General features: G+C 59.8%; 9 protein-coding genes. 3 read left to right on the top strand and 6 right to left on the bottom strand.

The window, feature by feature from the left end; all coding sequences use genetic code 11:
* Positions 1–102: 102 nt before the first annotated feature.
* Together EC915_RS13725 and EC915_RS13720 are read right to left on the bottom strand one after the other, a co-directional pair.
* Entirely contained in the window at positions 103–600 is a 498-nt protein-coding gene (locus tag EC915_RS13725) for a lipocalin family protein (RefSeq protein WP_256658736.1), read from the bottom strand.
* 86 nt (positions 601–686) lie between these two features.
* Positions 687–941 carry a hypothetical protein gene (locus EC915_RS13720; RefSeq protein ID WP_133751073.1) on the bottom strand — a complete coding sequence of 85 codons (255 nt, stop codon included), beginning with the start codon at positions 939–941 and terminating at the stop codon, positions 687–689.
* 124 nt (positions 942–1065) lie between these two features.
* On the opposite strand from EC915_RS13720, the gene EC915_RS13715 reads away from it, so the two are divergent.
* Positions 1066–1356, top strand: coding sequence for a type II toxin-antitoxin system RelE/ParE family toxin (locus EC915_RS13715; protein ID WP_256658730.1), 291 nt, complete (start codon positions 1066–1068; stop codon positions 1354–1356).
* A gap of 143 nt (positions 1357–1499) precedes the next feature.
* Here EC915_RS13715 and EC915_RS13710 read toward each other — a convergent pair whose 3' ends face one another.
* The 4 genes from EC915_RS13710 to EC915_RS13695 all read right to left on the bottom strand — a co-directional run bounded on the left by EC915_RS13710 (position 1500) and on the right by EC915_RS13695 (position 9650).
* Entirely contained in the window at positions 1500–2510 is a 1011-nt protein-coding gene (locus tag EC915_RS13710) for a class 1 fructose-bisphosphatase (RefSeq protein WP_133751072.1), read from the bottom strand.
* Positions 2511–2691: 181 nt separating this feature from the next.
* Positions 2692–4086, bottom strand: coding sequence for a DUF3999 domain-containing protein (locus EC915_RS13705; protein WP_133751071.1), 1395 nt, complete (start codon positions 4084–4086; stop codon positions 2692–2694).
* A complete protein-coding gene (locus tag EC915_RS13700) occupies positions 4083–6938 on the bottom strand; it encodes a DUF2339 domain-containing protein (RefSeq protein WP_133751070.1) in 2856 nt (951 codons plus the stop codon). The genes EC915_RS13705 and EC915_RS13700 overlap by 4 nt, the downstream gene beginning before the upstream one ends.
* A gap of 228 nt (positions 6939–7166) precedes the next feature.
* Positions 7167–9650: a glycogen/starch/alpha-glucan phosphorylase gene (locus EC915_RS13695; RefSeq protein WP_133751069.1), complete on the bottom strand. Its 2484-nt coding sequence runs from the start codon at positions 9648–9650 to the stop codon at positions 7167–7169.
* 454 nt (positions 9651–10104) lie between these two features.
* Between EC915_RS13695 and pip the strand changes: the two genes are divergently transcribed.
* Entirely contained in the window at positions 10105–11076 is a 972-nt protein-coding gene (pip, locus tag EC915_RS13690; RefSeq protein WP_133751068.1) for a prolyl aminopeptidase, read from the top strand.
* A gap of 226 nt (positions 11077–11302) precedes the next feature.
* Entirely contained in the window at positions 11303–11740 is a 438-nt protein-coding gene (gene dtd, locus EC915_RS13685) for a D-aminoacyl-tRNA deacylase (RefSeq protein ID WP_133751067.1), read from the top strand.
* The last annotated feature ends 233 nt before the right edge of the window (positions 11741–11973 follow it).

Raw genomic sequence — 11973 nt, 5'->3', positions numbered from 1 at the left:
TGTGAGAGCGAATTCATTCGCAGTGCGGTAGGGCATCCGCCAGAGATACATCGGAATGAATTCGCTTGCACAGGAAAAATGCGTTTGGCAGGGAATCTGCTGCTAGTCCGCCACCTTGGTAATCTTCGAATCCTCGACCCGCCAGATCAGCCGGGTGGTGTCATACCCTTGTTGCTGGGCCTTCATCAGCAGCTCGTTGCGCACCGAGTCGGAAACATGCGCGGTGCGTGACAGCAGCCACAGGTACTTGCGATCAGGATCACCGACCAGCGCCTGCCTGTAGTCGTCGCTGACGTACAGCACCCAGTAATCCCCCTTGGCGACCCCCGGCAGCAGTCGCGAGAACCCATTGTCGAACACTATCCACAGTTTGTCGGTCTTGCCTTCCACCTGTGGCGAGGCGGTGCCGGTTGCCTGTTCCCATTTGCCTTGCAGGGTACGGCAGCGATTGGCCACAGCGAGGTTGCCGTCATCCTCGAACTTGTACTGCGCCTGGGATTGCGCGCAGTTGCGCTGGAAGAACATCGGCATCCGCGCCAGTTCGTACCAGGTGCCCTGATAACGCTTCAAGTCGACATGACCGACTGTTCTGGGGACCATGGAGTCTGCTTGCGGGGTCACCGCACAGGCGCTCAGCCAGAGGGTGGCCAAGGTGAGCGCTGTCACACGCAGCAGATAACGGGTATTCATTCAAGCCCCTGGTTCGAATACACGACGACTTTGTCGGCGGCGTACTGGACGCTGATGAATGCTTTCTGATCGCCCCAGGTGCAGCTCGACATGCCCAGTGCGCCCGAGCATTGCGTCGGCGTACCCAGCAGCTGCTCGACCTCGGCTTTGGGCATGCCCGCCGAGAGTTTCGAGTAATTTTCCAGAGTGACCTTGCTGCACGCGGCAAGCAGCACGCAGAACGACAACAAAGCGATAGAGCGCAAAGACATGGGAGAAGCTCCTGAAGCGAGAGGGGGCACATCGCAGCGGTTGGGCGTGGATTTTACCAATTGAGAGAGGCGACTTTGAAAGTGTTGAGGAGGTATTCGATAAGTTGGACGAGACAGATCCTCAATGAGTTTCAAGGTCGTTATCCTCAATTCCGCAAAACTGGATTTGAACGAACTTGGTGATTACGTGGTAACCGGATTCTCTCAATCCGTATGGCGAAAGACTTCAGGGCAACTCAAGAGGGCATTGGGAGTGCTGGTCGTTTCACCGCAAGCGGGTGCTGTACTCAGTGAAATCGAAATGTTGAATCTAAACGAGTACCGACAGGTTATTTGCGGGATGAACCGGATCATCTATGAGATTCGCCAGCAGTCGTGTTCGTTCATGCAGTCGTGGATCTACTTCGGGACTTGATGTCGGTATTGACCAAGCGCCTGCTGCACAGCACCCGGTCATCTTCTGACCAAACGAGAGCCTGCTTCGCTTCAGCAGCCGCAATAGGCGATTCGAAAGATCCGAATCACCCTCCAGCAACGGCAGCCAAGGCGATGCCAGGTTTACGCCTTGTGGTACGAAGTCACGCGGTCCACTTCTTCTTTCGAGCCCAGAAACACGGCCACACGCTGATGCAGACCTTCAGGCTGAATGTCGAGGATGCGCTGGTGACCGTCGGTGGACGCACCGCCGGCCTGTTCCACCAGGAACGACATCGGGTTGGCTTCGTACATCAGACGCAGCTTGCCTGGCTTGGAAGGATCGCGGGCATCGCGCGGGTACATGAACAGGCCGCCACGGGTCAGGATGCGGTGCACGTCGGCAACCATCGCGGCGACCCAGCGCATGTTGTAGTTCTTCTTCAGCGGACCTTCTTCACCGGTCAGCAGCTCTTCGACGTAACGCTTGACCGGCGCTTCCCAGTGACGCTGGTTGGACATGTTGACCGCGAACTCCTGAGTGGACTCCGGAATCTTGATGTCTTCATGGCTCAGCACGAAGCTGCCCATTTCACGGTCCAGCGTGAAGCCTTTCACACCATCGCCCAGGGTCAGGACCAGCATGGTCTGCGGGCCATAAATGGCGTAACCGGCGGCCACCTGCTGAGTACCCGGTTGCATGAAAGCCTTTTCGTTCAGGGCTTCGTTCTGGCTCAGGTATTCGTTAGGGCAGCGCAGCACCGAGAAGATGGTGCCGACCGGCGCATTGATGTCGATGTTCGAAGAGCCGTCCAGTGGGTCGAATACCAGCAGGTACGCGCCTTTGGGGTACTTGCCGGGAATCTGATAGGCGTTGTCCATTTCTTCGGACGCCATGCCCGCCAGGTGACCGCCCCATTCGTTGGCTTCCAGCAGGATTTCGTTGGACATGACGTCCAGTTTCTTCTGCACTTCACCTTGAACGTTCTCGGTGCCCATGCTGCCGAGCACGCCACCCAGGGCGCCTTTGGATACGGCGTGGCTGATTTCCTTGCACGCACGCGCTACCACTTCGATAAGGAAGCGCAGATCGGCAGGCGTGTTATTGCTGCGGGTCTGCTCGATCAGATAGCGACTCAGGGTAACGCGGGACATGGAGAGCTCCGAAGAAGGGGAATAAAAAACGCGCACAGTTTAGCGCGTGTAATGACGGATTACTGCCTGTCAGACCGGCTCTGTAGTGATTGAGTTCACGAGCTACATGAGCCGGAGCGCCCGGGCATGACAACTTGGGGTGCATCATCTGTGTTTTTGCGCTTGCAGGATCGGTTCAGCCCTAACGTTTGGTATTCGATGCGCGCAATGTGCCAATCGCCATCCAACTCAGAAAAATAACCCCCAGCACCAGCACGCTCCACAGACCGATACGTTTCCAGTCCGGGCCGGCTACCAACGGAACGGCAGGGGCAGCGGGCGCGGGAACGGCCACGGAAGTCGTCGTCAGCCGGGCGCTGCCCAGCGTTGCGAGTTTTTCCGGGGTCACGCCCGGTACCAGTGTGTTCAAGGGTAGGTTCGCACCTTTAAGGGTCGCATTACCCACGGCCAGGCTATACGGCGGTGCGCCACGCCCCAGAAACACCAGCTGCGTGGCGCGCACGGCAAAGCTGAGTTTTGGCGCCTGCGTACCCAGCCCGCCGCCACGGTCATCGACCTCCAGCTTCAGCTGCTGCACGACGTCGCCGGGCAGCTCCATTTCATCCTGCACCACTTCCTGGCCATTCTGGGTCAGCCGATAAAGCAGGCCGCTGTCGATGACCTGCCACGGGGCGTTGCTGTCGTGACGGCCATAGAGTGTCGCGGGGGCGAGGCTGTTGGGCTGGGTGATATCGATTTTCATGCGTTCCAGTGGCAAAGCCACCGGTAACTGCCAGACATACACGCCGGGTTTTTCCACGGAGCCTGCGATGCTCGGTGACCAGCTCAAGGGCAGCGCGCCCGGACGGGTGCTGATCAGTTGCGCGGATGTCAGCGCAGGCGCCGATTGCGATGTGTTCCACAGCAGGCGCAAGTACCTGGCGCTGCGCCCCGGCAACGTCACGACGCGTTGCTCGACCAGCTCGTCGGCGAACGACAGGCGCGCCACCTGGCCCTGTCCCCACAGTTTCCAGTGCGCCAGATCGTCGCTGGCCTCGATGCTGAAACGCTGGAAACCGTCGCGCTCGGTGCTCCAGTCGAGAACCAATTGATCCAAAGGTGCGTTGATGGCGCTGGTGTCCAGCAGCCAGCCGCGCAGGATTTCTTCGCCTGCCTCGATCTCGCCCTGCGGCTGGACTTCGACCAGGGTGCCATTGGGCGTGCGCTCTACACGGATTTTCGGCTCGGCTTCTTTGGCGTCGTCGCTGTTGTAGAGGGGGAACCACTTCACTGCGACCGATGTTTCGTCTTCTGCGCGCTGCGGCTGACCAAGGGTCAGCGCATAGGGCTGGGCTTGACCGTCGGCGTTGAACACGCGCACGTCATTGAGGTTGCTTTGACGGGCGTTCAGTTGCACGGCCAGGGGCAGCTCCAGGCGATACCAGGGACCTTCGCCACTGATCTGCAATGGCATGTGACGGGCAAAATCATCTGGCAGATCCTCGGCCTGACTGAATAACGCGGTGCACAGCACCGATCCGAAAACGGCGGCCCTGAAGATGGACTGGCGGCTCAACAACTGACTCCTGCTTTTCATGGCAATGCCGAATCCTCAGGTGCAACGTCAGGTGATGACTCACTGCGGGTAGATTTTTTCGGCGGCAATGGTGCGAAATATCCCACTACGAGCAGCAGAATGCCAACGCCGATAAACGAGACGATGCGCTCCAGTCCACCGCGATTACTCAGTTCGACGAAGAACAGTTTGGCGACCACGATGCCGATCAACGTCGCGCCCACGATCCACACATCCCTGCGTGCCCGCAGGTGTCCGCCGATCATCAGCGCCAGCGCCATCAGCGTCCAGATGATGGAAAGACCGGCCTGCACGCGCATCGACGCCAGCAGCGCGTCGGCGTCCCACGCCACGTTTGCCCAGTGATGAGCCGTGCGCATGACCATCGCGGTGACCAGCGCGAATATCGAGGCGCCGGCAATCGCCAGCGCCGCTTGGCGTGTGTGTTCGGGACTGGCACCCAGTTGTGGCAACTGCTGACGCGTCCAGCTGAAAACACCGGCAAGCGTAATCAGCAGGCCCAGCTCCAGCGGGTTGAACAGCGCAATGTAGGGCAGCGGATCGGCGGCACCCTCACTGAACCCGTTCGCCAGCCAGAACCACACCAGCATCAACACTGCCAGCGGCGCAGCGGCCCAGAGTCGGTACTCACGGGGAAACGCACCGATCGGCCATGGCCAGTTGCGCGGTGCGGTCACCGCCAGCAGATACAGGCTGGGCAGCAACGCCCAGCCCAGCCAGCGCCAAGCGTTGTAGGACTCGGACAACACCAGCAGCCCGTAACGCAATTCCAGCGACAGCACCGCGATGATCAGCCAGCAACCGAGTACATGTGCGGCACTGCGCAGACGGGGGTGCAGTACGTCGTTAAGCCGTTTGAGCGACAGCAGATGAACCGCGAACACTGCAAGCCAGCCCAGCCAGCCCCAATCGGCGGCAGGGTTGTAATAAGGATTGAGCAACATCAGACCCAACAGCGCGAAGCTGACCGGGGTCAGCAGCGTGCACAGTTGCGCCAGTCCCGACCATTTCAGGCGCAATGCCGCGATTGTCCACAGGCCTATGCTTACGGCGCCCAGCAGCAACAGCGTCGGTATTTCCCGCGCGCCCGGCACGTAGTGAGTGCTGACGCAAAGCGCGCCCGACCACCACAGCGCGCCCCAGATCAACAGCGATGGCTGCACGAAGCGCTCGCTGAACGCCAGGCGCAGCGTGCCGATGCGCTCGACCGTGAACGCGCTGATCAAACCGGCGAGTGAGATGATCAGCGGCGTCCAGTAATCCCCATGATCGAAGCTCAGCGCATACCAGGGGCCGACACCCGCGAGAAACGTCAGGCCTGCGCTGAACTGTAATAGCAGGCCGAAGAGGCGTGCGAGCAAGCGGTTCTGGCGCATGCCCAGCCAGAACACGGCTGCGCCCTCGACGGCCCAGGCGACCGTGGTCCACTGCGCGCTGAGGCCCAATGGAATCGCCAGCGTCGCGAACACCACGCCCAACGACAGGCAGGTTTCCACCAGCAGCAACGCACGGTCCGGTGCGCGACCCGCGAGCATTCGAGCGATGCCCATATAAAGAAGGCCCAGTACCAGGGCACTGAACGCTGCCCCGAACTCGATGTGCTGAATAATTGCGTATTGCAGGCCGAGCCCGGCGGTGGGCGTACCCAACAGCAGGCCGCCATCGACGTAATGGCTGTGTTTCGCCGACCAGAGCAGCATGGCTTCGCGGCTGTCGTTCTCTGGCCCCGCAGCGTGCTCCTGCAATTTGCGCCGGGCGAACAGCAAACCGATGGCCAGATACATAAGGAAGAACAGGATCAGAAAGGGTTCAGTGCTCCAGAACAACGCCGGTGTGTAGGACTTCAAGCCCCAGGCGAAGCCGATCCCGAAAGTGCCGATGAAGCCGATCAGGTTCAGTGGGCGCCAGGCTTTGAACCAGGCGATGGCGAAAATACCGGCGTTGAGCAGGGCGAAATAACTGAACAGCGCGACATGGCTGCCTTCGCCGGTGGAGGTGAGCAAAGGCGCGGCGAAACCGCCAAGGGCCGCCACACAGGCTAACGCCAGAGAGTTCTGGGTCAACGCGAGAATGGCCGAGAACACCGTGACCGCTATCAGCAGGCCGAGGGCCATGCCTGGCGCCAGCAGGTTATGCACTTTCATGGCGGCGAACACGGTCAGGTACAACACTGCAACGCCCGTGCCTTGCAGCATCAGGGCGAAGGACTCATTGCGATGGCGTAGCCACCAGCCCAACGCCAGCAAGGCCAGAGCGGTTGCCGCAATCCCGGCGTAACGCGCTTCGATAGGCACGACCATGCCCTCGGTGGCGTAGCGCAGCAGGAACGCCAAGCCCAGGAACAGCAGCACAACGCCAACACGCAGCACGGTATTACCGCCGAGCAACCATGCCTGGGCGCGCAGCAGCATGCTGTCGAATGCATTCGGTCCGCAAGGCGCTGAAGGGGAGGGATGAGTCGCTTGCTGAGTGTCCGGGAAACGACGCCATTGTGCGACGGTTTCCGTTTCGGCGGCATGGGTTGAAGAGGCAGGCTCCAAGTCCGGGAGATCCCAGAGCAGCTCAGGGCCAACGTCAGCCACCGGCTGGATATCCAGCGGAACGGGCGCCGGAGCATCAGGCATTTGCTTTGCGGCGGAATCGAGGTGACTCAGGCGCAGCTCGATGGCCTGCAACGCCAGCCGGGTTTTAGCAAGTTCAGCTTTTTGCGCAGCTGCGTCATGAGCTACGGCGGACAGGCGAATGCCAAGCCCCAGCGTCAGTCCGACAACCGCGCCCACAGCCCCGCCCATCAACGACTCGTCCAGCACTGCACCGATGAGCAGGCCAGCCAGCAAAAGAATCCATTGCACGCGATGACATCCGTTCTCTGCCGTTAAGCGGCGATGGCGGCGAGTATATCGGGCGTAGGGCGAGAGAAGACAGTTTGTGTCGGGGCCGTGAACAGGGTCGAATATTCAACCACGACTGCACAAGCGAGCTTACCCGCGAGGAACAACGACGCGGTATCTGGAGACGGCGTCATCGTTCATCGCGGGCAAGCGCGGTGCTGCAAGTAAAGCTACGGCAGCGTCGCTAACTTAATCCAGCGCTTGCCAGATATCGGTCGCATATTCGCGGATGGTCCGGTCCGAAGAGAACCAACCCATGCGCGCGGTGTTGAGCACCGCCGAGCGCCACCATTGCTGGTTGTCATGCCAGCGTTTTTCGACGCGGGCCTGGGCTGCCCAGTACGATTCGAAATCGGCACAAACAAAGAAACGGTCGTAGTTGATCAATTGCTCGATCAGCCCTGCATAGCGATACGGATCATCCGGCGAGAACACCCCGCCCCGGATCGCTTGCAGTACATCGCTCAGACGCGGGGAGGAGGCGATGTCGTTGTGGGCGTTGAACTCGCCCGCATGTTTACGCGCTTCGACTTGCTGAGAGGTCATGCCGAAGATAAACATGTGATCGAGCCCGACCTGCTCGCTCATTTCCACGTTGGCGCCGTCCAGTGTGCCAATGGTCAGCGCGCCGTTGAGGCCGAATTTCATGTTACTGGTGCCTGATGCCTCAAGGCCCGCAGTGGAAATCTGCTCGGACAAGTCAGCCGCCGGAATGATGCTTTCCGCCAGACTTACGTTGTAGTTAGGCAGGAACACCACTTTCAGGCGACCGCGCAGGGTCGGGTCGTTGTTCACCGTGCGGGCAATGTCGTTAGCCAGTTTGATGATCAGTTTGGCCGAGTGATAACTGGCCGCTGCCTTGCCGGCAAAGATCTTCACCCGTGGTACCCAATCAGTACTCGGGTCGGCACGCATGGCCTGATAAAGGGCCACGGTGTGGAACAGGTTGAGCAACTGGCGCTTGTACTCGTGAATCCGCTTGACCTGTACGTCGAACATCGCTTCAGGGTTCAGGGTAATACCCAGGCGGTCCTGAACGATGCTGGCCAGCGCGGTCTTGCTCTGCAGCCGTTGCGCCGCGAACTCTCTCTGGAACGCCGGATCGTCAGCCAATGGCTCCAGCTTGAGTAACGCCGTCTCATGGTTGTCGAGCACCTGCTCGCCCAGTTCCTTGACCAGCATTGCGGTGAGCTGCGGATTGGACTGGAACAGCCAGCGGCGGAAGGTGATGCCGTTGGTTTTGTTGTTGATCCGCTCTGGATACAGATTGTGCAACTGAGCAAACACGGTTTTGCGCATCAACTGGGTATGCAGGGCCGATACACCGTTGACGCTGTGCGAACCGAGAAAGGCAAGGTTGCCCATGCGCACACGGCGGCCATTGTCTTCTTCGATCAGCGAAACGGCGCGCAGCAGCCCGAACAGATCGGGGTCGTCGGTGTGGTCGGCGCGAACCTTGTCGATGTGCTGGGCATTGATCATGTAAATGATCTGCATGTGCCGTGGCAGCATGCGCTCCATCAGGCCGACCGACCAGGTTTCCAGCGCTTCGGGCAGCAGGGTGTGGTTGGTATAAGCCAGCGTGCCGACGGTGATGCGCCACGCCTCGTCCCACTGCACGTCGTGCAGGTCGATGAGGATACGCATCAGCTCCGCCACAGCAATCGAGGGGTGCGTGTCGTTCATCTGGATCGCTGCGTGTTCCGGCAGGCTATTGATGGTGTAGCCCATGTTCTTGTGACGGCGCAGCAGGTCTTGCAGCGATGCCGAGACAAAGAAGTATTCCTGGCGCAGGCGCAGCTCCTGACCGGCTTCGGTGCTGTCGTTGGGGTACAGGACACGCGAGATACTTTCGGCCCGTACAACCTCTGCAACGGCGCCCACGTGGTCACCGGCGTTGAACCGCTCCAGGTGTAGATCTTCCACCGCACGGGCGCGCCACAGGCGCAGGGTGTTCACGGCTTTGCCGCGCCAACCGACCACTGGCGTGTCGTAGGCAATCGCCCGCACGGTTTCGCCTGCGCTCCAGGTCTGCCGGGTTTCACCCGAGGCATCGAGTACCGGTGCGCCGCTGGCATCGAGCACGGGCTGTACGCTGCCGCCGAAGCCAATCTGGTAGATCACCTCAGGGCGTTCAAACTCCCACGGGTTGCCGAAGTCCAGCCAGTTCTCGGTCTGTTCCTGTTGCCAGCCATCGACGATCGCCTGACGAAACAGGCCATGCTCATAACGAATGCCATAACCGTGACCGGCGACGCCCAGCGTCGACATGCTTTCCATGAAGCAGGCGGCCAGACGACCCAGGCCGCCGTTGCCCAACGCCGCGTCGGGTTCCAGCGTGCGGATGCTTTCCAGATCGACTTTCAGGTCCTTGAGGGCTTCGCGCGCAATTTCCAGGATGCCCAGATTGCTCAGGCTGTCGAACATCAGGCGTCCGATCAGGAATTCAAGCGACAGGTAATAAACGCGCTTCTTCTCTTGCCGATAGATGTAACGCGTATGGTTCATCCACTTTTCGGCCATCTTGTCGCGGGTCGCCAAGGCGATTGCCATGAACCAGTCATGGTCGAACGCATGGTCGGGATCCTTGCCGACGGCAAACTCGAGTTTATTCAGCACAGCTTCCCGAAAGGCTGCCACTTCAGCGTCACGAACGTTGGGTTCCGGAGACATCGGGTACGACCTCAAGTTGGTTGGACGATTTGATGGGTTGTTTGACTGTAGGGCGTGTTACCGGTTATTTCCTGCTCAAGGGAAAAATATCCGGCAGCACGGCCCTCGGTTCGACTCGGACGCAGCGCTCTGGTTCGCCGGTTTCTCTCGCTGCAAGGCGGCCTGGCCCGCTTGCATTGATCGTTCCAGTTTCGGCGGATAAGGTTTGCTTCCGAGCGCTGATGCCTGTCAACGCGGCTTACGACCGTGGCTAGTCACCGCAAAAGAGGCGGCGGCTGGCCACCGAATGCGTCGAATCATTGACGCAGATGACGGCTGACAGATCGCATTCCGCCAGCAAGTCAGCAGGCTACAAAAGCCTGCTGATGCGCAAATATGATCATTTGCCGATTCGGGTTTATGATGCCCAACGGCAGATAGATAGAAGCCCCTGAATCGGACTTGTGGAGCACCTATGCAGACTTTGTACCCGCAGATCAAACCCTATGCCCGGCACGATCTGGCAGTGGAAGAGCCTCATGTGCTGTATGTCGATGAAAGCGGCTCGCCGGAAGGCTTGCCGGTGGTGTTCATCCACGGTGGGCCAGGAGCGGGATGCGATGCGCAAAGCCGTCGCTACTTCGATCCGAACCTGTACCGCATCATCACCTTCGACCAACGCGGTTGCGGTCGTTCTATCCCTCACGCCAATCTCGAAAACAACACCACCTGGCACCTGGTCGAAGACCTGGAGCGCATCCGCAAGCACCTGGGCATCGACAAGTGGGTGCTGTTCGGCGGGTCCTGGGGTTCGACCCTCTCGCTGGCGTACGCCCAGACCCACCCGGATCATGTGCATGCCCTGATTCTGCGCGGCATCTTTCTGTGCCGCCCGCAGGAGATCAAATGGTTCTATCAGGAAGGGGCGAGCCGTCTGTTCCCGGATTACTGGCAGGACTACCTGTCGCCGATTCCTCAGGATGAGCGTGGCGATCTGCTGACCGCATTCCACAAGCGGCTGGTGGGCAACGATCAGATCGCCCAGATGCACGCCGCCAAGGCCTGGTCGACATGGGAAGGCCGCACCGCGACGTTGCGCCCGAACCCGCTGGTGGTCGACCGTTTCTCCGAGCCACAACGTGCGCTGTCCATCGCCCGTATCGAATGCCACTATTTCACCAACAATGCCTTTCTGGACGAAAACCAGCTGATCCGCGACATGCCCAAGATCGCTCATCTGCCAGGGATCATCGTGCACGGCCGTTATGACGTGATCTGCCCGCTGGATAACGCATGGGAACTGCATCAGGCCTGGCCGAACAGTGAACTGCAGGTCATCCGTGACGCAGGCCACGCCGCCTCCGAGCCCGGTATAACCGACGCACTGGTGCGTGCCGCCTCACAAGTGGCGCGGCGGTTGCTGGAGCTTCCGCCGGAAGAGGCATAAACGGCTGTACGCGAATGGAACCTGTAGGAGCGAATTCATTCGCGAGAGGGCGGGACTGTTCATGCACATTTGGCCTGATAGATGCTTCGCGAATGAATTCGCTCCCACAGGGGATACGGGCCAGACGCAAGATAGTGCAGTCCGGCAGGACCCGTCTCAGCGGCGCGATAGCGGTGAGGCGGTTCCATTGAACTGTGAATCCAGACAACTACCGCAAAGGCTGTGAATGAAAGGATTACTCCAGCGCGTGCGCGGGGCACGTGTCGATGTGGCGGGCGAAACAGTTGGCGCCATCAATCAGGGTTTGCTGGTGCTGGTGGGCGTCGAGCCTCAAGACACTCGCGCAAGCGCCGATAAACTGCTGCACAAGCTGCTCAACTATCGGGTGTTCAGCGACGCAGACGGCAAGATGAACCTGTCCCTCAAAGACGTAGGCGGCGGATTGTTGCTGGTCTCCCAATTCACCCTTGCAGCCGATACACGCAGCGGCATGCGGCCGAGTTTCTCCAAGGCAGCGCCTCCTGCGTGGGGTGCCGAGTTGTTCGACTACCTGTTGGAAGAGGCTAAAACTTCGCATGCGACGGTCGCTTCGGGCCAATTTGGCGCGGATATGCAGGTGCATTTGGTGAATGATGGCCCTGTGACATTTTTGCTGGAGAGCTAAACCGCCGATTTTACCTGGCGGACCCCGATTTCTTAGGCGCAATGCCACAAATACTTTGTATCGCCTGATGCGTTGTAACGCGCGCTACTGGATAATCGCGCGCTGTTAAGGACGGGCCATTGCACGTCAAAACGATACAAACGCAGACTGGTCCGAATCCGTTTGGGGAATCATTGGCCCCTTTTGGAGTCGGAACAATGCTCGCCAACCCGGCATTTGAAAGCTGGCCGTTG

This window comes from Pseudomonas sp. LP_7_YM (assembly GCF_004364435.1).
Lineage (GTDB): Bacteria > Pseudomonadota > Gammaproteobacteria > Pseudomonadales > Pseudomonadaceae > Aquipseudomonas.
The sequence above is the reverse complement of the archived record's forward strand: the minus strand, read 5'-3'. Positions and strand labels throughout refer to the sequence as shown.

Bases quoted from the DNA above. Each gene is read 5' to 3' on its own strand.
- pip (WP_133751068.1), top strand. From the start codon at position 10,105: ATGCAGACTTTGTACCCGCAGATCAAACCCTATGCCCGGCACGATCTG.
- EC915_RS13705 (WP_133751071.1), bottom strand. From the start codon at position 4,086: ATGAAAAGCAGGAGTCAGTTGTTGAGCCGCCAGTCCATCTTCAGGGCC.
- EC915_RS13715 (WP_256658730.1), top strand. From the start codon at position 1,066: ATGAGTTTCAAGGTCGTTATCCTCAATTCCGCAAAACTGGATTTGAAC.
- EC915_RS13710 (WP_133751072.1), bottom strand. From the start codon at position 2,510: ATGTCCCGCGTTACCCTGAGTCGCTATCTGATCGAGCAGACCCGCAGC.
- EC915_RS13720 (WP_133751073.1), bottom strand. From the start codon at position 941: ATGTCTTTGCGCTCTATCGCTTTGTTGTCGTTCTGCGTGCTGCTTGCC.
- EC915_RS13695 (WP_133751069.1), bottom strand. From the start codon at position 9,650: ATGTCTCCGGAACCCAACGTTCGTGACGCTGAAGTGGCAGCCTTTCGG.
- EC915_RS13725 (WP_256658736.1), bottom strand. From the start codon at position 600: ATGGTCCCCAGAACAGTCGGTCATGTCGACTTGAAGCGTTATCAGGGC.
- dtd (WP_133751067.1), top strand. From the start codon at position 11,303: ATGAAAGGATTACTCCAGCGCGTGCGCGGGGCACGTGTCGATGTGGCG.